This window comes from Bradyrhizobium japonicum USDA 6 (assembly GCF_000284375.1).
Classification (GTDB): Bacteria; Pseudomonadota; Alphaproteobacteria; order Rhizobiales; family Xanthobacteraceae; genus Bradyrhizobium; species Bradyrhizobium japonicum.
In genome coordinates this window covers 5511958-5528366 of sequence record NC_017249.1, presented here as the reverse complement: position 1 = coordinate 5528366, position 16409 = coordinate 5511958, and the positions used below count along the sequence as shown (strand labels likewise).

19 protein-coding genes are annotated in these 16409 nt (G+C 64.4%); 11 read left to right on the top strand and 8 right to left on the bottom strand.

All coding sequences use genetic code 11. The features are described 5' to 3' along the window. Positions 1–169 precede the first annotated feature (169 nt). Positions 170–700 carry a DedA family protein gene (locus BJ6T_RS26215; protein WP_014495533.1) on the top strand — a complete coding sequence of 177 codons (531 nt, stop codon included), beginning with the start codon at positions 170–172 and terminating at the stop codon, positions 698–700. A gap of 40 nt (positions 701–740) precedes the next feature. On the opposite strand, the gene BJ6T_RS26210 is transcribed toward BJ6T_RS26215, so the two are convergent. Next, the gene (locus BJ6T_RS26210) at positions 741–1742 is read right to left on the bottom strand and encodes an MBL fold metallo-hydrolase (RefSeq protein ID WP_028169544.1); all 1002 of its coding nucleotides are present in this window, start codon (positions 1740–1742) and stop codon (positions 741–743) included. Positions 1743–2177: 435 nt separating this feature from the next. Between BJ6T_RS26210 and BJ6T_RS26200 the strand changes: the two genes are divergently transcribed. The 4 genes from BJ6T_RS26200 (at position 2178) to BJ6T_RS47455 (ending at position 5178) form a co-directional block, all read left to right on the top strand. Then, positions 2178–2846 carry an FMN-binding negative transcriptional regulator gene (locus BJ6T_RS26200; RefSeq protein ID WP_014495531.1) on the top strand — a complete coding sequence of 223 codons (669 nt, stop codon included), beginning with the start codon at positions 2178–2180 and terminating at the stop codon, positions 2844–2846. Then, positions 2843–3820, top strand: a complete 978-nt coding sequence (gene argC / locus BJ6T_RS26195) for an N-acetyl-gamma-glutamyl-phosphate reductase (protein ID WP_014495530.1) — start codon at positions 2843–2845, stop codon at positions 3818–3820. The genes BJ6T_RS26200 and argC (BJ6T_RS26195) overlap by 4 nt, the downstream gene beginning before the upstream one ends. Positions 3821–3967: 147 nt before the next feature. Continuing rightward, positions 3968–5014 carry an N-acetyl-gamma-glutamyl-phosphate reductase gene (argC, locus tag BJ6T_RS26190; RefSeq protein ID WP_014495529.1) on the top strand — a complete coding sequence of 349 codons (1047 nt, stop codon included), beginning with the start codon at positions 3968–3970 and terminating at the stop codon, positions 5012–5014. 14 nt (positions 5015–5028) lie between these two features. After that, positions 5029–5178, top strand: a complete 150-nt coding sequence (locus tag BJ6T_RS47455; RefSeq protein ID WP_014495528.1) for a hypothetical protein — start codon at positions 5029–5031, stop codon at positions 5176–5178. Between the two features lie 92 nt (positions 5179–5270). Here BJ6T_RS47455 and BJ6T_RS26185 read toward each other — a convergent pair whose 3' ends face one another. The 3 genes from BJ6T_RS26185 to BJ6T_RS26175 form a co-directional block, all read right to left on the bottom strand. After that, a complete protein-coding gene (locus BJ6T_RS26185; RefSeq protein ID WP_014495527.1) occupies positions 5271–5621 on the bottom strand; it encodes a hypothetical protein in 351 nt (116 codons plus the stop codon). A gap of 83 nt (positions 5622–5704) precedes the next feature. Beyond that, positions 5705–6103 carry an MAPEG family protein gene (locus BJ6T_RS26180; protein ID WP_014495526.1) on the bottom strand — a complete coding sequence of 133 codons (399 nt, stop codon included), beginning with the start codon at positions 6101–6103 and terminating at the stop codon, positions 5705–5707. Positions 6104–6185: 82 nt separating this feature from the next. Continuing rightward, on the bottom strand, positions 6186–7991 hold the full coding sequence (locus tag BJ6T_RS26175; RefSeq protein WP_028161276.1) for a PHA/PHB synthase family protein: 1806 nt from the start codon (positions 7989–7991) through the stop codon (positions 6186–6188). A 407-nt stretch (positions 7992–8398) separates the two neighbouring features. Between BJ6T_RS26175 and BJ6T_RS49710 the strand changes: the two genes are divergently transcribed. From BJ6T_RS49710 to BJ6T_RS26145, 6 genes are all read left to right on the top strand, one after another. Beyond that, entirely contained in the window at positions 8399–8521 is a 123-nt protein-coding gene (locus tag BJ6T_RS49710) for a hypothetical protein (RefSeq protein ID WP_283808191.1), read from the top strand. A gap of 209 nt (positions 8522–8730) precedes the next feature. After that, entirely contained in the window at positions 8731–9951 is a 1221-nt protein-coding gene (locus tag BJ6T_RS26165) for an LL-diaminopimelate aminotransferase (RefSeq protein WP_014495524.1), read from the top strand. A 30-nt stretch (positions 9952–9981) separates the two neighbouring features. Further along, the gene (locus BJ6T_RS26160; protein ID WP_014495523.1) at positions 9982–11298 is read left to right on the top strand and encodes a homoserine dehydrogenase; all 1317 of its coding nucleotides are present in this window, start codon (positions 9982–9984) and stop codon (positions 11296–11298) included. Positions 11299–11437: 139 nt separating this feature from the next. Next, positions 11438–12439: a class II fructose-bisphosphatase gene (glpX, locus tag BJ6T_RS26155; protein WP_014495522.1), complete on the top strand. Its 1002-nt coding sequence runs from the start codon at positions 11438–11440 to the stop codon at positions 12437–12439. Between the two features lie 153 nt (positions 12440–12592). Next, positions 12593–13312: a haloacid dehalogenase type II gene (locus tag BJ6T_RS26150; protein WP_014495521.1), complete on the top strand. Its 720-nt coding sequence runs from the start codon at positions 12593–12595 to the stop codon at positions 13310–13312. A gap of 75 nt (positions 13313–13387) precedes the next feature. Continuing rightward, positions 13388–14281: a LysR family transcriptional regulator gene (locus BJ6T_RS26145; protein WP_014495520.1), complete on the top strand. Its 894-nt coding sequence runs from the start codon at positions 13388–13390 to the stop codon at positions 14279–14281. A gap of 18 nt (positions 14282–14299) precedes the next feature. Here the strand turns inward: BJ6T_RS26145 and BJ6T_RS26140 are convergent, their stop codons facing one another. The 4 genes from BJ6T_RS26140 to BJ6T_RS26135 are packed head-to-tail and all read right to left on the bottom strand — an operon-like array spanning position 14300 to position 16251. Beyond that, positions 14300–14509: a hypothetical protein gene (locus BJ6T_RS26140; RefSeq protein ID WP_014495519.1), complete on the bottom strand. Its 210-nt coding sequence runs from the start codon at positions 14507–14509 to the stop codon at positions 14300–14302. Positions 14510–14516: 7 nt separating this feature from the next. Further along, the gene (locus BJ6T_RS49220; RefSeq protein ID WP_014495518.1) at positions 14517–14642 is read right to left on the bottom strand and encodes an MFS transporter small subunit; all 126 of its coding nucleotides are present in this window, start codon (positions 14640–14642) and stop codon (positions 14517–14519) included. A 1-nt stretch (position 14643) separates the two neighbouring features. Beyond that, positions 14644–14802 carry a hypothetical protein gene (locus tag BJ6T_RS47450; protein ID WP_014495517.1) on the bottom strand — a complete coding sequence of 53 codons (159 nt, stop codon included), beginning with the start codon at positions 14800–14802 and terminating at the stop codon, positions 14644–14646. Positions 14803–14829: 27 nt separating this feature from the next. Continuing rightward, positions 14830–16251 carry an L-lactate MFS transporter gene (locus tag BJ6T_RS26135; RefSeq protein ID WP_014495516.1) on the bottom strand — a complete coding sequence of 474 codons (1422 nt, stop codon included), beginning with the start codon at positions 16249–16251 and terminating at the stop codon, positions 14830–14832. Positions 16252–16409 lie beyond the last annotated feature (158 nt).

The window sequence follows — 16409 nt, the reverse complement described above, 5'->3', positions numbered from 1 at the left end:
TGGGTGGGAGCCAATCCCGGCGATTTTACGCCGCAGGCCCACCAATTCCCGGCAATTTGACGCTTGGTCCCGGCTCAGGCCCGGCTTTGTGACTTGATGTCACACAAGTCCTTGGCTTACCAGTCCTTTTATCTGACAGGACCGTGACGGGGCGGGAAGGCAATCTGGAATGGAGCAGTACGCGCACGCACTGGCCGATTTCGTGCGCGCTCACCAGGCTTGGGCGGCCCCGATCGTGTTCCTGCTCGCCTTCGGGGAGTCGCTGGCCTTCATCTCGCTGCTGATCCCGGCCTGGGGGGCGCTGGTTGCGATCGGCGCGCTGATCGGGGCAAGCGGCATCAGCTTCTATCCGGTCTGGATCGCCGGCGGCATCGGTGCCGCGCTCGGCGACTGGGTCTCCTACTGGTTCGGCTATCGCTACAAGGAGCAGGTCGCACAGATGTGGCCGCTCTCGCGCTATCCGGAACTGCTGCCCAGGGGCGAAGCCTTCGTGCGGAGCTGGGGCGTGCCCAGCATCTTCATCGGCCGCTTCTTCGGCCCCTTGCGCGCCTCGGTGCCACTCGCAGCCGGCATTTTCGAGATGCCCTATTGGAGTTTTCAGGTCGCCAATTTCGTCTCGGCGCTGGTCTGGTCCGCGGTGCTGCTGCTGTTCGGCGACGTGATCGCGAAGATCCTGGAATGGATCTGGAGCGTGATCTGACCGGGCTGCTCGGCCGCCCGGTCAGCGCTCACGGCAGAGCCTATAGCGAGGCGTTCCAGATCGACGGAATCCAGCGATAGCCGGAACCATCCTTCTCCTTCTCGACGCGGACGAGACCGGGGAAGGCGGCATGGAAGGCCTGGATCGGCATCTTCTCGGCAATCGCCATGTCGTAGAGTTTCCGCCGCGTCTCTTGCGCCAGCGGCTTGTCGACGTCGGAGGCGATGTTCCATTCGGGGTGCTTCACGAACAGGAACGCTGCGCCTGCGGTGATGTCGACCTGCACAAGTACCTTTTCCGCGCCAGACGCGACGATGAAGGAGTTGTGTCCCGGCGTGTGGCCCGGGCTCGCCACCGAGGTGATGCCGGGCGCGACTTCCTTGCCGGACTCGTATTGCGTGACCTTGCGGCCGAGCGCATCGAACACGCGGCGGATATTCTTGAAGTTGCTCTCAAGGATCGGATTGCCGGTCCCCTTGCTCATCTCGCCGTCATCCATCCAGAACTTCCATTCCACGGCCGGAACCATGATCTCGGCGTTGGGGAAGGCCGGCTTGTTCTCGGCCGCGAGCAGGCCGTTGATGTGGTCGCCGTGGAAGTGCGAGATGATGACGGTGTCGACTGCCGCGCGGTCGATGCTGGCCGCCGCGAGGTTGTTGTGGAACTGGCCGACCTTGCCCTTGGTCTGCGTGAACTGGTCGGGCCCGAGACCGGTATCGATCACGACGAGCTTCGGCCCGGTGTTGACGACGACCGGATTGAAGGTGTGGGTGACCTTGTCGGTCGGCAGATGGTTCTCGGCGAAGATCTTGTTGATGTCGTCCTTGTTGGCGCCGGCGGCATAATTGTCCGTCAGGTTGACGGTCGCGACGCCGTCGCAGACCACGGTGATCTGGTGGGTGCCGACATTGTAGCGGTAGAAGCTCGCATTCTGGGTCGCGGCCGGGGGCGCGGCGGCGCTCGCGGGCGAGGTCTTCACGAAGGGCAGGAGCGCCGAGGCGGCGGCGCCGGCTAGCGTTGCGCGACGAGTGATCTCGGTCATGGCGATGTCCTGGGGCTGGGTTGCGAACGAAAGGCGCGAACCGGCGGGGTTGTGGCGCGCCGGTCCTTTCTCGGGAACCCCCATACTTAAGGGAAATTCCTCTGCGACCCGATGACATCCGTGCGGCATCGTGCCGTCACCGTGCGGCATCCTGCCGTCGCGAGGTGCGGCATCCTGCCGTCACGTGGTGCGGCAGCCGTCACGCCCCTATCGATTTGGACTTGACCCTGGAACCCGCCGGCCTTATAGCCGCGCGCCATGATCAACGCCGCGACCATCCTGTTCGCCCGTCGCCGCCGCCGCTCTTTAGCGGTTTGGGCGGTCGATCGCGTTTGAGATCATCGTCTTTGCCGCTGGATCCGATCCGCGGCATTCTCTCTCCTGTCAGCGCGATCTGATCCGGCGGCCCCCCGAGGAGGCCAGCAGGAGACCACGATGTACACGCCACCCTTTTTCAAGCAGGACCGCGCCGCGAGCCTGAAATTCGCCGAGGAGCGCGGCTTCGGCACGATGTGCGCCTTCGACGGCCACAAGCCGGTCGCCTCGCCGCTGCCTTTCTACCTGACTTACGCCGCTGACGGCACGCCGCAGGCCGCCTTTCATGTCGCCCGTCACAATCCGCTGCTAAAGCTTGCGGATGGCGCGACCTCCTGGCTGCTCGCGGTCAACGGCCCCGATGCCTATGTATCGCCCGACTGGTACGTCTCGCCGGATCAGGTGCCGACCTGGCTCTACCAGTCGGTGCATCTGAGCGGGCCGGTGCGCATCTTGTCGGACGATCAGCTGGCGGTGCAGATCGACACGCTGAGCGACAAGTTCGAGAGCTGGCTGTTGCCGAAAACGCCGTGGACATCGGCGAAGATGACGGCAGGCCGGCTGGAAGCGTTGAAGAAGGGAATCGTGGGCCTGGTCATGACGGTTGAAGAGGTCGAAGGCAGCTTCAAGCTCAACCAGCACAAATCGGACGCCGACTATACCGCGATCGCCAACGCGCTCGGTGCGCAACCCGCAGCCGACGCCAGAGAGATTGCACAATTGATGCAGGACGTGAGGCCGGAGGCCTTCGCGAACGAAACCAACATGCTCGAAAGGAGCGCGCCATGAGCCTCACCGAAACCACCAAGGCCCCGACCACCGGCGCGGCCAAGAACACCGTGTTCGTCGACGGCGGCTCCGGCACCACCGGGCTCGGCATCAACGAGCGGCTGAAGCTCCAGAGCGACGTCACCGTGAAGACGATCGCCGACGACAAGCGCAAGGATCCCGCGGCCAAGAAGGCGCTGATGGAGGAGGTCGATCTCGTGATCCTCTGCCTGCCTGACGATGCCGCGAAGGAAACCGTGGCGCTGGTCGACAGCATGGGCGCGTCAGCGCCGAAGGTGCTGGACGCTTCCACCGCCTACCGGGTCGCGCCCGACTGGACCTACGGCTTTCCGGAGCTGACGCCGGACCAGGCCGGCAAGATCAGGGCCGCGAAGAAGGTCTCCAATCCCGGCTGCTATCCGACCGGCGCGATCGCGCTGCTGCGGCCGATCGTCGATGCCGGTCTGTTGCCGCCCGATTATCCCGTCACCGTCAACGCGGTGAGCGGCTATTCCGGCGGCGGCAAGTCGATGATCGCGAGCTTCGAAGACGGCAGCGCGCCGTCCTTCGAGCTCTACGGCCTCGGCTTCGAGCACAAGCATCTGCCTGAGCTCCAGCTCTACTCGAACCTGACGCGGCGGCCGATCTTCATTCCCTCGGTCGGCAATTACCGGCAGGGCATGCTGGTCTCGGTGCCGCTCCAGCTCGACGCGCTGCCGGGCAAGCCCAGCGGCGCGGATCTTCAGGCCGCGCTGGCCAAGCGTTACGCCGGCTCGAAACATGTCTCGGTGATGCCGCTCCAGAACGAGGCGACCAAGGGCGGTCGGATCGAGCCGGAAGCGCTCAACGAGACCAACATGCTCGAGCTCTACGTCTTCGCCAGCGACAAGTATCATCAAGCGGTGCTGGTCGCGCGGCTCGACAATCTCGGCAAGGGTGCCTCGGGCGCAGCCGTGCAGAACATGCGGCTCATGCTGGGATTGCCGGAGGAGTAACTGATCCAGCGTTTACGCGGGGGAGTTCACCGTGGACGGCGACACGCGCGCGGTCGCAGACCTGGTGCACGCGCCGCGGCCGGGCTTTCGTCGCCGCTGCGGCGCCGTACAAGACAAGCAAACGATTTCGCCTGAAAGGAACGTGTGATGAGCACGAAGAAGATCGGCATTCTCGGTGCCTCCGGTTACACCGGAGCCGACGCGGTGCGCCTGTTGGCGCGGCATCCGAATGCGGAGATCACCGCGCTCACTGCCAATACCCATGCCGGCAAGGCCATGAGCGACGTGTTTCCGCATTTCTTCATGCTGGACCTGCCGAAACTCGTGGAATGGGAGAAGGTCGACTGGAGCACGCTCGACGCTGTTTTCTGCGGGTTGCCGCATGGCACGACGCAGGAGATCATCGCCGCGGTCCTGAAGGCCAATGCCAAGATCAAGGTCCTCGACATGTCCGCCGATTTCCGGCTGCGCGACAAGGACACTTATGCGCAATGGTACGGCCATGAGCACCGGGCGCTCGAATTGCAGGGCGAGGCGGTCTATGGCCTGACCGAGTTCTACCGCGAGCAGATCACGTCCGCACGGCTCGTCGCCTGTCCGGGCTGCTATCCTACGGCGGTGCTGCTTGCATTGGTGCCGCTTGCGAAAGCCAAGCTGACCGACGTTGACGACATCGTCATCGACGCAAAATCCGGTCTCACCGGCGCCGGGCGCGGGCTGAAGCAGAACACGTTGTTCAGCGAGGCGGGCGAGGGGCTCTCGCCCTATTCGGTCGGCACCCACCGGCACGCGCCCGAGATCGAGCAGGAGATCGGCGTTGCCGCCGGTTCTGCGGTGACGGTGAATTTTACGCCGCATCTGATCCCGATGGCGCGCGGCGAACTCTGCACGTCCTATGTAAAACTCAACGGCGCAACGCCGGACGATTTGCGGGCGGCGCTCGAGAAGGCCTATGCCAACGAACCCTTCGTGCATGTCGCCAGGAAGGGCGTGCTGCCGCAAACGCAGAATGTCCGTGGTTCCAACCATGTGCAGATCGGTGTCATGGCTGATCGCATCAAGAACCGTGCGATCGTCATTTCCACGCTCGATAATCTGGTGAAGGGCTCGGCCGGGCAGGCGATCCAGAACATGAACCTGATGTTCGGGCTGCCCGAGACGGCAGGGCTGGAGCAGATCGCGCTGTTCCCGTGATGTGAGGTGATACGGTGGACGAAGAGACGCTGCAATTCTACCGGGGCAACGCCTGGCCTATGCAGACTGGGCGAAAGCGCCGTCGACACGACAATCTCGGCAAGGGCGCCTCGGGTGCGGCCGTGCAGAACATGCGGCTGATGCTGGGGCTGCCGGAGGAGTAGGGCAGCCTCGTGCCCCAGGCGCAGCGCAACGCTTCTTCAGAGCGATGCGCTGCAGGCCGGGGCCTGGCGCAACGCGCCGTCACTCACTGCACTCACTGCGAAATAATGTCGGCTGGAAACGGTCGAACAGGGCGACCGGCGCAAACATTGTTGCGGGCCGCCGCGGCTTCGCGGCGATATGTCTCGAGGTCGCCGAGCAAGTGGTCGGAGATTTCGCAGACGTCCCGATGGTCGTTCGCATAATCGACCACGGCGCTCCAGGCGCGCGAGGCCCGGATGTAGGCGTCGCAGCGGTCCGACATCAAGGCGCGTGCCGTCGGTTTTGAGGCCTCGACAGCCTCGCTGCGCAGGCGTGGCAGTTCAGGACATGGCGCCTGCGCGCCGGCCTCGCGACACGATCCGGCGAGCGCGAGCGCCGCGAGGACTGGAACAAGAATCCGCATCGGGTTTTCCCCCGCTTCGGTTGTTACCGTGCGAGGGTACCGTTGGATCGCAGCAGCGTCCAGCGACCCTGGTCGCTGCGATTTCAAAACACCTTGAAGATCGCCAGCGCCAGCACGGCCTGGGCGAGGAAGCCGACGGTGAAGGCCAGCGTGCGGAACACCGGGATGCCGAGCGCGTAGACGATCAGATGCGCGACGCGCGACCAGAAATACACTGCGCAGGCGAGCACGGTCCATTTCGAGGAATAGTCGATCGCGTTCAGGATCAGCACCAGCGGCGCGAAGAGCACGAGGTTCTCGACCGCGTTGTCATGGGCGAACATCAGGCGGTTCGCCCACTCCGACTGCGGCTTGTCGGTGCGCGAGGGATTGGCCAGTGCGCCACTGAGACCTCGAACCTGGCAACGGTTGATGGTGTAGGGAATCCAGAGGATTCCGGTCAGGATCACCGTCAGTGTCAGCCAGAACAATTCGCGCGTCATAACCCGGTCCCCTCTGTCGTCGCTGTGTCGAACGCGAGATTATACAAGCACGCAGGATTGCGCCATGCGCAAAGAAATCCCGCTAGGCGCGAACCCTGACATAGCTGCCGGGCGCGTCCTCGATCGGGGGCAGGGCCTCGCTGCCGACCACGCGCGCCGGGACTTCCTCGGGATCGAGCCCGCCCAGCCATTCGCGCCAGTCCGGCCACCACGAGCCCTTGTGCTCCACTGCGCCCTTCATCCACTCGGCGACGTTGACGTCCTTGACGTTGTCGTTGGTCCAGTACTGGTACTTGTTCGAGGCGGGTGGGTTGACCACGCCGGCGATGTGGCCCGAGCCGGACAGGACGTATTTCACCGGGCCGCCGAAGAACTGCGAGCCGTACAGCACCGATTCCGCCGGCGCGATGTGGTCCTCGCGGGTGGCGAGGTTGTAGACCGGCACCTTGACCTTGGAGAGGTCGAGCAGCGTGTTGTCGAGCACCATCGTGCCGGTGGAGAGCCGGTTCTCCAGGTAGCAATTGCGCAGGTAATAGGAATGGTTCGACGCGGTCATGCGCGTCGCATCCGAGTTCCAGTGCAAGAGGTCGAACGCGCTCGGCTGCTGGCCCTTCAGATAGTTGCTGACGACATAGGACCAGATCAGATCGTTGGAGCGCAGCATGTTGAAGGCCATAGCCATCTTCGAGCCTTCGAGCACGCCGGCCGCCTTCATGTCCTGCTCGAGGGCCGCGATCTGATCCTCGTCGACGAACACCAGGAGATCGCCGGCATGGGTGAAGTCGACCTGCGCCGCGAAGAACGTCGCCGACGCCACGCGCTGGCGGCGCTTCTCGGCCAGCCAGGCCAGCGTGGTCGCGAGCATGGTGCCGCCGACGCAATAGCCGGCGGTGTGCACCTTCAACTCGCCGGTGACCTTCTCGATCACGTCCATCGCCGTGAGCGGGCCTTCCTTCATGTAGTCTTCCCAGCTCTTGTTGCCGAGCCGCTTGTCGGGATTGACCCATGAGATCACGAACACGGTGATGCCCTGGTCGACGCACCACTTGATGTAGGATTTCTCCGGCTTGAGATCGAGGATGTAGAACTTGTTGATCCAGGGCGGCACGATCAGGAGCGGCGTGCGCAGCACGTTCTCCGTGGTCGGCGAATACTGGATCAGCTGCATCATCTCGTTCTGGTAGATCACCTTGCCCGGCGTCGTCGCCATGTTGACGCCGACGACGAGATTATCCGGATTGGACTGGCGGATCTTCAGCATGCCCTTGCCGGCCGCGATGTCCTCGGCCAGCATCTTCAGGCCGCGCGCCAGATTCCCGCCGCTGCTCGCCACCGTCTCGCGCAGCACTTCCGGATTGGTCAGCACGAAGTTTGACGGCGAGATCGCATTGGTGACCTGCTGGACGTAGAACTCCGCCTTGCGGCGGGTCTGCGGATCGAGCTCGGCGTCGTGCACCAGCTCTTGCGCCCATTTGGCTGTGAGCAGATAGAGCTGCATCACGAAATCGAAAAACTGGTTCGACTTCCATTCCGGATCGGCAAAGCGCTTGTCGCGCGGCGAGGGCGCAATCGCGGGTGAAGCGTCCTGGCCAGCCATGCGGCGCGCGGCCGAGCCCCAGAGGTCGAGATAATCCTTGGCGAGCTTGGTCTGCAGATCGGACGCGCGGGACGTATCCGACAGCCAGTATTCGGCGACCGACGTGAAGGTCTTGACCACTTCCGTCAGTTCGGCCGGCGGGCGATCCTGCACCTCGCCGCTCTCGCGTGGCTTCAGATACGCGGCGAGCGCCTTGCCGCCGCTCTCCATCGCCTGCGCGACATTCATCGCGAAGGCTTCCGCATCGAACTTCGTTTCGGATCTGGGTGTGTCGGTCGTGGCGCTACTCATGAGCAGAACAGTAACGATTCATTCCGTATTCGTCACCGCGAAGCTCGCATGTTTGGCGTTAAACAAGCTCCAACATGTGCTGCACTGCGACAAAGCCCCTTGGTTTTGTCACAATCAGCGTGCACCTCTTCCGCAGTGGGCCTTGGAAGTATTCTCGCTCGTACCATTTGTGGGCAGCAATGGTTTGAGCTTGGGCAGGTTGTCGGGTTAAGCTCCGGCAGCCGTGCGTTGGGATGAGTAGGGGATTTCCCAAGTGTTGGCGTTGAGGGACCTGCAAAAGTCGCTGCCGCTCTGTGGCGCGCTGCTGATGGCGGCGCTTGCCTTGGCCGGCTGCTCGAGTCAGCTGGCTGACTATACGCCCACCGACGCGCAGGCCCACCCCAGGGGAGCCCGGCTCCTACCTTCCGGTGCACGATCTGCCACCGGATCGTGATCAGGCGATCATCCCGCCGGACCAGCGCGCCAAGATCGAAGCCGAACTGGCCGCCGCGCGCGACCGCCAATCCGTTGCCGCAAAAGACGCCAAGTAACGCGGCGTAATCGCTGGCGCCCCCGCCATGCCGTGCTAAAAGACCTCAGTTCAGCCGAGAGTCAGGGCGAACGACTTCAGCCCCCGCCGTCGAATATTGCTCTAAGCGTTTGATTTTGAGTGATTTTCGCGAGGGGGTGAGTGCTTTCCCGAGCGGCCGTCATGGCCGGTCGATTCTGTCCTGACCGGTTGCCCGGAGCCCAGAGAGCCATGGAAGAGTTTTACCGCATCCGCCGCCTTCCGCCTTACGTGTTCGAGCAGGTCAACCGGGCCAAGGCGGCCGCGCGGAATGCCGGCGCCGACATCATCGACCTCGGCATGGGCAATCCGGACCTGCCGGCGCCTGCGCATGTGCTGGAGAAGCTGAAGGAGACGCTGGGCAAGCCGCGCACCGACCGCTACTCGGCCTCCCGCGGCATCCCCGGGCTGCGCCGCGCCCAGGCCGCCTATTACGCCCGCCGCTTCGGCGTGAAGCTCAACCCCGACACCCAGGTCGTCGCGACACTCGGTTCGAAGGAGGGCTTTGCCAATGTGGCGCAGGCGATCACCGCGCCCGGTGACGTCATCCTCTGCCCGAACCCGAGCTACCCGATTCACGCCTTCGGCTTCCTGATGGCTGGCGGCGTGATCCGCTCGGTGCCCTCGGAGCCGACGCCGCAATTCTTCGAAGCGGTGGAACGGGCGATCGTGCATTCGATCCCGAAGCCGCTCGCGCTCGTCGTCTGCTACCCCTCGAACCCGACCGCCTATGTCGCGAGCCTCGACTTCTACAAGGACCTCGTCGCGTTCGCGAAAAAGCACGAGATCCTGATCCTGTCCGATCTCGCCTATGCCGAAGTCTATTTCGACGAGAACAACCCGCCGCCCTCGGTGCTCCAGGTGCCCGGTGCGATCGACGTCACCGTCGAGTTCACCTCGATGTCGAAGACCTATTCGATGGCCGGCTGGCGGATGGGCTTTGCGGTCGGTAACGACCGCGTCATCGCAGCGCTCGCCCGCGTCAAATCCTACCTCGACTACGGTGCCTTCACGCCGGTGCAGGTCGCCGCGACCGCCGCACTGAACGGCCCCGACGATTGCATCAAGGAGATGCGCGACACCTACCGCAAGCGCCGCGACGCGCTGGTGGAGTCATTCGGCCGCGCCGGCTGGGAGATCCCGCCGCCGGAAGCCTCGATGTTCGCATGGGTGCCGCTGCCGGAGGCCTTCCGCAGCGTCGGCAGCATGCAGTTCGCAACCCTGATGGTGGAGAAATCCGGCGTCGCAGTCTCGCCTGGCGTCGGCTTCGGCGAGCACGGTGAAGGATATGTCCGCATCGCCATGGTGGAAAACGAGCAACGGATCAGGCAGGCCGCGCGTGGCGTGCGCCGCTTCCTTGAAAGCGGCATCGAAACGTTGCACAACGTCGTTCCGCTCGCCAATCGGCGTTAAGTTTCTCTTCGGCAGGTTTTCTAAAGCATCATGGTTGCACCCCTGAAAGTGGGCATAGCGGGGCTCGGCACCGTGGGCGCCGAAGTTGTCCGTTTGATCGAGACCCAGGCCCGCGTGCTCTCGGGCCGCAGCGGCCGCGGCATTCGCGTCGTCGCCGTCACCGCGCGCTCGAAGGCGAAGAGGCGCGGCGTCGATCTGCGCGGCGTCGAATGGGCCAAGGATCCGATGGCGCTCGCCACGCATCCCGGCATCGACTGCTTCGTCGAACTGATGGGCGGCGCCGGTGATCCCGCTCTCTCTGCTGTCGAAGCGGCGCTGAATGCGGGCAAGTCGGTCGTCACCGCCAACAAGGCGCTGCTCGCCAAGCACGGCCTGAAGCTTGCCAAGGCCGCCGAAAAGCACGGCGGCGCGCTGAATTTCGAGGCAGCGGTCGGCGCCGCGATTCCTGTCATCAAAACGTTACGCGAAGGGCTTGCCGGAACTGGCGTCACCCGCGTCTACGGCATCCTCAACGGCACCTGCAACTACATCCTGACGCGGATGGAGCAGGAGGGCCTGTCCTTCGCCGAATGCCTCAAGGATGCGCAGCGGCTCGGCTACGCCGAGGCCAATCCGTCCTTCGACGTCGACGGCCACGACACCGCGCAAAAACTTGCCATTCTGGCCAGCCTCGCATTCGGCACGAAAGTTGCTCAAAGCGCTGTGTATGTCGAAGGTATCTCATCCATCGCGCCGGAAGATCTGCGCGCGGCCGACGATCTCGGTTACCGGCTCAAGCTGCTCGGTGTTGCCGTTCGTACCGCCAAGGGCATCGAGCAGCGCGTGCATCCGACCATGGTTCCAAAATCCTCCTCGATCGCGCAGGTGATGGGTGTGACCAATGCGGTCACGATCGATGGCGAGGGCATCCCTCCGATCACGCTGGTCGGCCCCGGTGCTGGCGGTGCTGCGACCGCATCCGCCGTCGTCGCCGACATCGCCGACGTTGCGCGCGGCATCCGCGCCAATCCGTTCGGCCGGCCGATCTCGCATCTGCGCGACACCAAGAAGGCACCGATGGAGCGGCACGAGGGCGGCTACTATATCCGCTTGCTGGCGCGCGATTTCCCCGGCACTGCGGCCGCGATCGCGACCCGGCTCGCGGAGCAGAAGATTTCGATCGAGTCGATCGTGCAGCGTCATCCCAATGGCGGCGCTGCGCCGGCGAACGGCAAGGCGGTGCCCGTGCCCGTCATCCTGATCACCTATGCGACGCATGAGGACGCCGTGCGTCGCGCGCTCGCGGCCGTGCAGAAGGACAAGGTGATCAGCGGACGGCCGCAGGTGATCCGGATCGAGAAGAACTGAGCATGACCCGGAAAAGTGTGAAGCGGTTTTCCGGAAAGGTCATGTTCAAACGATAGGACACGGTTCGAACGAACTGTGGGTGTTACGAGTTGATGCGGACGGAGATTTCCGTCCAGAACCGTTCCGAAGGAGTTAGCCGATGTCGACCCATATTTCAGTCCCGCCGCACGCGTTGCTCGAGCGCATTCTCACGCTGGAGATCGTGCGCGTGACGGAGCGGGCGGCGGTGTCGTCCGCGCGGCTGCGCGGGCACGGCAACGAGAAGGCGGCCGACCAGGCCGCCGTGGACGCCATGCGGCGCGAGCTCAACAAGCTGCCGATCGAGGGCACCATCGTGATCGGCGAGGGCGAGCGCGACGAGGCGCCGATGCTGTTCATCGGCGAGAAGGTTGGCATGAACGCCGGCCCGCAGGTCGACATCGCGGTCGACCCGCTCGAAGGCACCACGCTGTGCGCCAAGAACATGCCGGGCTCGATTGCCACCATGGCGATGGCCGACGGCGGCACGCTGCTGCACGCGCCCGACGTCTATATGCAGAAGCTTGCGATCGGGCCGGGCTACGACAAGGGTGTCGTCGACCTCGATGCGACGCCGGCTGACAACGTCCGCCGCCTCGCCAAGGCCAAGGGCGTCCAGCCGGAAGGCATCACCGTTCTCGTGCTCGACCGTCCGCGCCATGCCAGCATCATCGAGAGCGTGCGCTCGACCGGCGCCGCCGTGCGCCTCATCACCGATGGCGACGTGGCCGGCGTGATCCACTGCGCCGACCCCGATAACACCGGCGTCGACATGTATCTCGGCACCGGCGGCGCGCCGGAAGGCGTGCTCGCGGCCGTGGCGCTGCGCTGCATCGGTGGCCAGATGCAGTGCCGGCTGATCCTGGATTCCGACGAGAAGCGCGAGCGCGCCGCCAAGATGGGCGTCAACGATCCCAAGATGATCTACGGCATCGAGGACATGGCGCGAGGCGACTGCCTGTTCGCCGCCACCGGCGTCACCACCGGCTCGCTGCTGTCGGGCGTCAAGTTCCGCAAGGACGGCGTGATCGAGACCGAGACGGTCGTGATGCGCTCCGTCACCGGCACCGTACGTTACATCAAGGCCGAGCACCGCGAGCTCGCGAAGTTCCACTTGGACTGACGTGCTCCGTCATTCCGGCGCGACGGGACCGCGCAACGCGCGGCCCGGAGAGCCCGGAATCCATCGGGCGGCAGACTCCGAGGTGACATGGATTCCGGGTTCGATGCTGAGCATCGCCCCGGAATGACAACAAGAACAACCAGGGAAGCGCCTATGTCCGATCTCTCCGCCGTCAAAGCCCTCGTCTTCGACGTCTTCGGCACGGTCGTCGACTGGCGCACCAGCCTCATCACCGACTTCATGTGGTGGAGCAAGCAGCGCGGCATCAGCGCCGACTGGACCGCTTTGGTCGACGGCTGGCGCGGCATGTACATGGCGTCGATGGACGACGTGCGTAAACATCCCGAGCGCGGCTATGTCATGCTCGACGATCTGCACCGCCGCTCGCTGGAAAAGCTGGTCGCGCAATTCGCGATCAAGGGCCTCACCGAAGCCGATCTCGACTATCTCACCAAAGGCTGGCATCGCCTCAATCCCTGGCCCGACAGCGTCGCCGGCCTGACGCGCCTCAAGACCAAATTCGTGATCTCGCCGCTGTCGAACGGCAACGTCGCGCTGCTCACCAACATGGCGAAGTTCGCAGGCCTGCCGTGGGACCTCATCATGTCGGCCGAGCTGTTTGAGCACTACAAGCCCGATCCCGAGACCTATCTCGGCGCCGCGCGCCTGCTCGGCCTCAAGCCGGAGCAGGTGATGATGGTCGCCGCCCACAACGGCGATCTCGCCGCCGCGCAGAAGAACGGGCTGAAGACCGCGTTCGTGGCGCGGCCGACCGAATACGGTCCGCTTCAGAAGGTCGATTTCGAGGCGACCGGCAATTGGGACATCGTCGCCAAGGATTTTGGCGGGGTCGCCGACAGGCTGGGCTGCTGAGCGGCACTGCTTCTGTTTGACATCCTTCAAGACAGCGCCTTTCATATCGACAATGTCGATGTGTGAGGTGCCCCCGTGGATACCGAGCTCGCGCGTACATTCCTGACCGTGGTCGCGACCGGCAATTTCATCACCGCCGCCGACCGGCTTCACGTCAGCCAGTCCACCGTCAGCACGCGGATCCACTCGCTCGAGGAGCTGCTCGGCTGCACGCTGTTCGTGCGCAACAAGGCAGGCGCGACGCTTACGGTGGCTGGGCGGCAATTTCAGCGCCATGCCTCGACGCTTGTTCGCACCGTCGAGCAGGCCCGCCACGACGTCGGCCTCCCCAAGGGCTTTAGCGGGGCGCTGGTGGTCGGCGGCCGCATCGGCCTGTGGGAGGAGTTCCTGCTGCTTTGGGTGCCGCGCATGCAGGAGGCCAATCCTCAGATCTCCATCCGGGCCGAGAGCGCCCTTGAGCCCGAATTGATGCAGGGGCTGGTCGAGGGGCGCATCGACATCGGCGTGATGTACACCCCGCAAAGCCGCCCCGGCCTCAAGGTCGAGTTGCTGATCGAGGAGCAGCTCGTGCTGGTGTCGACCAATCCCAGGAGCGATCCGGAGCCGCAGGATGGCTACGTCTATGTCGACTGGGGACCCGAATTCTACGCCCGCCACAGCGCGGTCTTTCCCAATTTCGCGGGGCCCGCGCTGACCGCCAACATCGGTTGGCTCGGGCTGCAGCACGTTCTCGCCAACGGTGGCTCCGGCTATTTTGCGCACCGGATCGTCGAGCCGCTGCTGAAGGCGCGGCGGCTGCACCTGGTGGTGGGAGCGCCGAAATTCTCGATGCCGGCCTATGTCGTCTATTCGGTCGACCAGCCCGACGACCACGTGCAGAGCGCGATAGCGATCATGCGCGACCTCGCCGCCGAGCAGACCCGGCGCGTGACGGAAACGCCGGCGCATGGCGCGCGCAAGCGCCGCTGACGGCTCGTTTGACTGGATCTATCCGCGCCGGTGCAGGCGGGTCTCGGCCAGCGCCGTCACCGCGCCAAGTGCGAGGGTCGCGACGACGATGTCCGCAGTCGCGTCGAAGCCGATGGCGAGAACTGCAGCGGCGATCACCGCGGCCAGCACGGTGATGGCGAAGCCTTCGTCGGTTACCAACCGTCGCGCGCCGCTGAGAAGCGTTGCACGCTTGTTCGTGGGACGCATTCGCCGCCTACTGAAACAGCTTCATGGCGTTGAGCAGGGTCTGGATCACGCCCGCGAGCAGGGGGATGCCCGCAAAGCTCCAGGCCAGCGCCAATTGCAGCGGGGTGGTCTTTGCCGTCTGAGCGGTCTGCATGTCAGGCCCCCGAGGGATTGTTGCTCGCCGCGGCTGCGGCCGCGATCTCGGTGGCACGATGCACCGGCCGCATCGCCGCCATCGTCCGGGACGCCCGCCAGGCGATCCAGCTCAGCAGCGATTGGGAGAATGACGCTTCGCTCCGTGATGTCGTGGTCATGGTCGCCTCCTTGTGTTCGTCCGAACGTCAGGCAGCGCGCGCGGCCTCGAGGCCCGAACTGTCCTCGTCCTTCATGTGATGACGCTTGTCGACGGCACGGACGCAGAGATTGGCGAGGAAGCCGACCACGAGCAGTCCGGCCATGATGTACATGGTCGTGTTGTAGGCCTGCGCCTTCGGCACGCCGTGCGTGACGTTGTATTCGCGGATGTAGTTGATCAGCACAGGCCCGGCGATGCCGGCCATCGACCAGGCCGTCAGCAGGATGCCGTGGATGGCGCCGACATAGCGCGTGCCGAACATGTCGCGCAGATAGGCCGGCACGGTGGAAAAGCCGCCGCCATACATGCTGACGATGATCAGGAAGCACAGCACGAACAGCACGACATTGCCGCTCGCGCCGGCATAGGGCACGGTCACGTAGAGGGCGATTCCGAGCACCATGTAGACGAAATAGGTGTTCTTGCGTCCGATGAAGTCGGATAGCGAGGCCCAGCTGAAACGTCCGCCCATGTTGAACAGGCTCATCAGGCCGACAAGGCCTGCGGCCGCGACTGCGGTGATGTGGCCGGGGAACATCTCCTGGCTCATTGCCGAGGCCTGGCCGAGCACGCCGATGCCGGCGGTGGTGTTGCAGAACAGCACGATCCAGATCAGCCAGAACTGCGGCGTCTTGATCGCCTGGTAGACGAACACGTCGTTCCTGGTCATCAGCTTGGCGGCGGCCGCAGGCGGCACATAACCCTCCGGCTTCCAGCCCTGCGCCGGCACGCGCACGATGGCGGAGCCGACCATCATGAAGACGAAGTAGACACAGCCGAGCGTGATGAAGGCGCCGAGCACGCCAGCGTCGCTCGTGGTCGCAAACTTGCTCATCAGCCAGACGGAGAGGGGAGAGGCGATCAGCGCGCCGCCGCCAAAGCCCATGATCGCCATGCCGGTGGCCATGCCCGGCCGGTCGGGAAACCACTTCATGAGCGTCGAAACCGGGGAAATGTAGCCGATGCCGAGCGCGCAGCCGCCGATCACGCCGTAGCCGAGATAGATGATCCAGAGATTGTGGAGATAGACGCCGAAGGCCGAGATCAGGAACGCGCTCGCCCAGGCAACGCCGGCGGTGAACATCGCCTTGCGCGGGCCGCCTTCCTCGACCCAGCGTCCGAACACTGCGGCCGACAGTCCGAGGAACACCATCGCGATGGAGAAAATCCAGCCGAGCTCGGTGAGCTTCCAGTCGCCGGGGGTCGATTGGGTGATGCCGATCAGCTTGGTCATCGGCAGGTTGAAGACGCTGAAGGCATAGGCCTGCCCGATGCACAAATGAACGCAAAGCGCCGCGGGCGGCACCATCCATCGGCTGTAGCCCGGCCTTGCGATCGTGTGCTCGCGATCGAGGAACGGCAGGAGTGAGCGTGCAGGCATTCCCGATGCGTCGAGCGTCGTTGTCATCCCCATCCTCCGGTGCCTCGCTGTTCTCGGGGGCGGCCTTTACGGGCAGCCGGGCGATGGCGCGGGATCAGGCTACGCAGAAGGATGATTTTGACAAACGAATAATATGCACTGTTACAATCTGATTAATCGATATTAGAAAAAGCAGAAATCGGCAT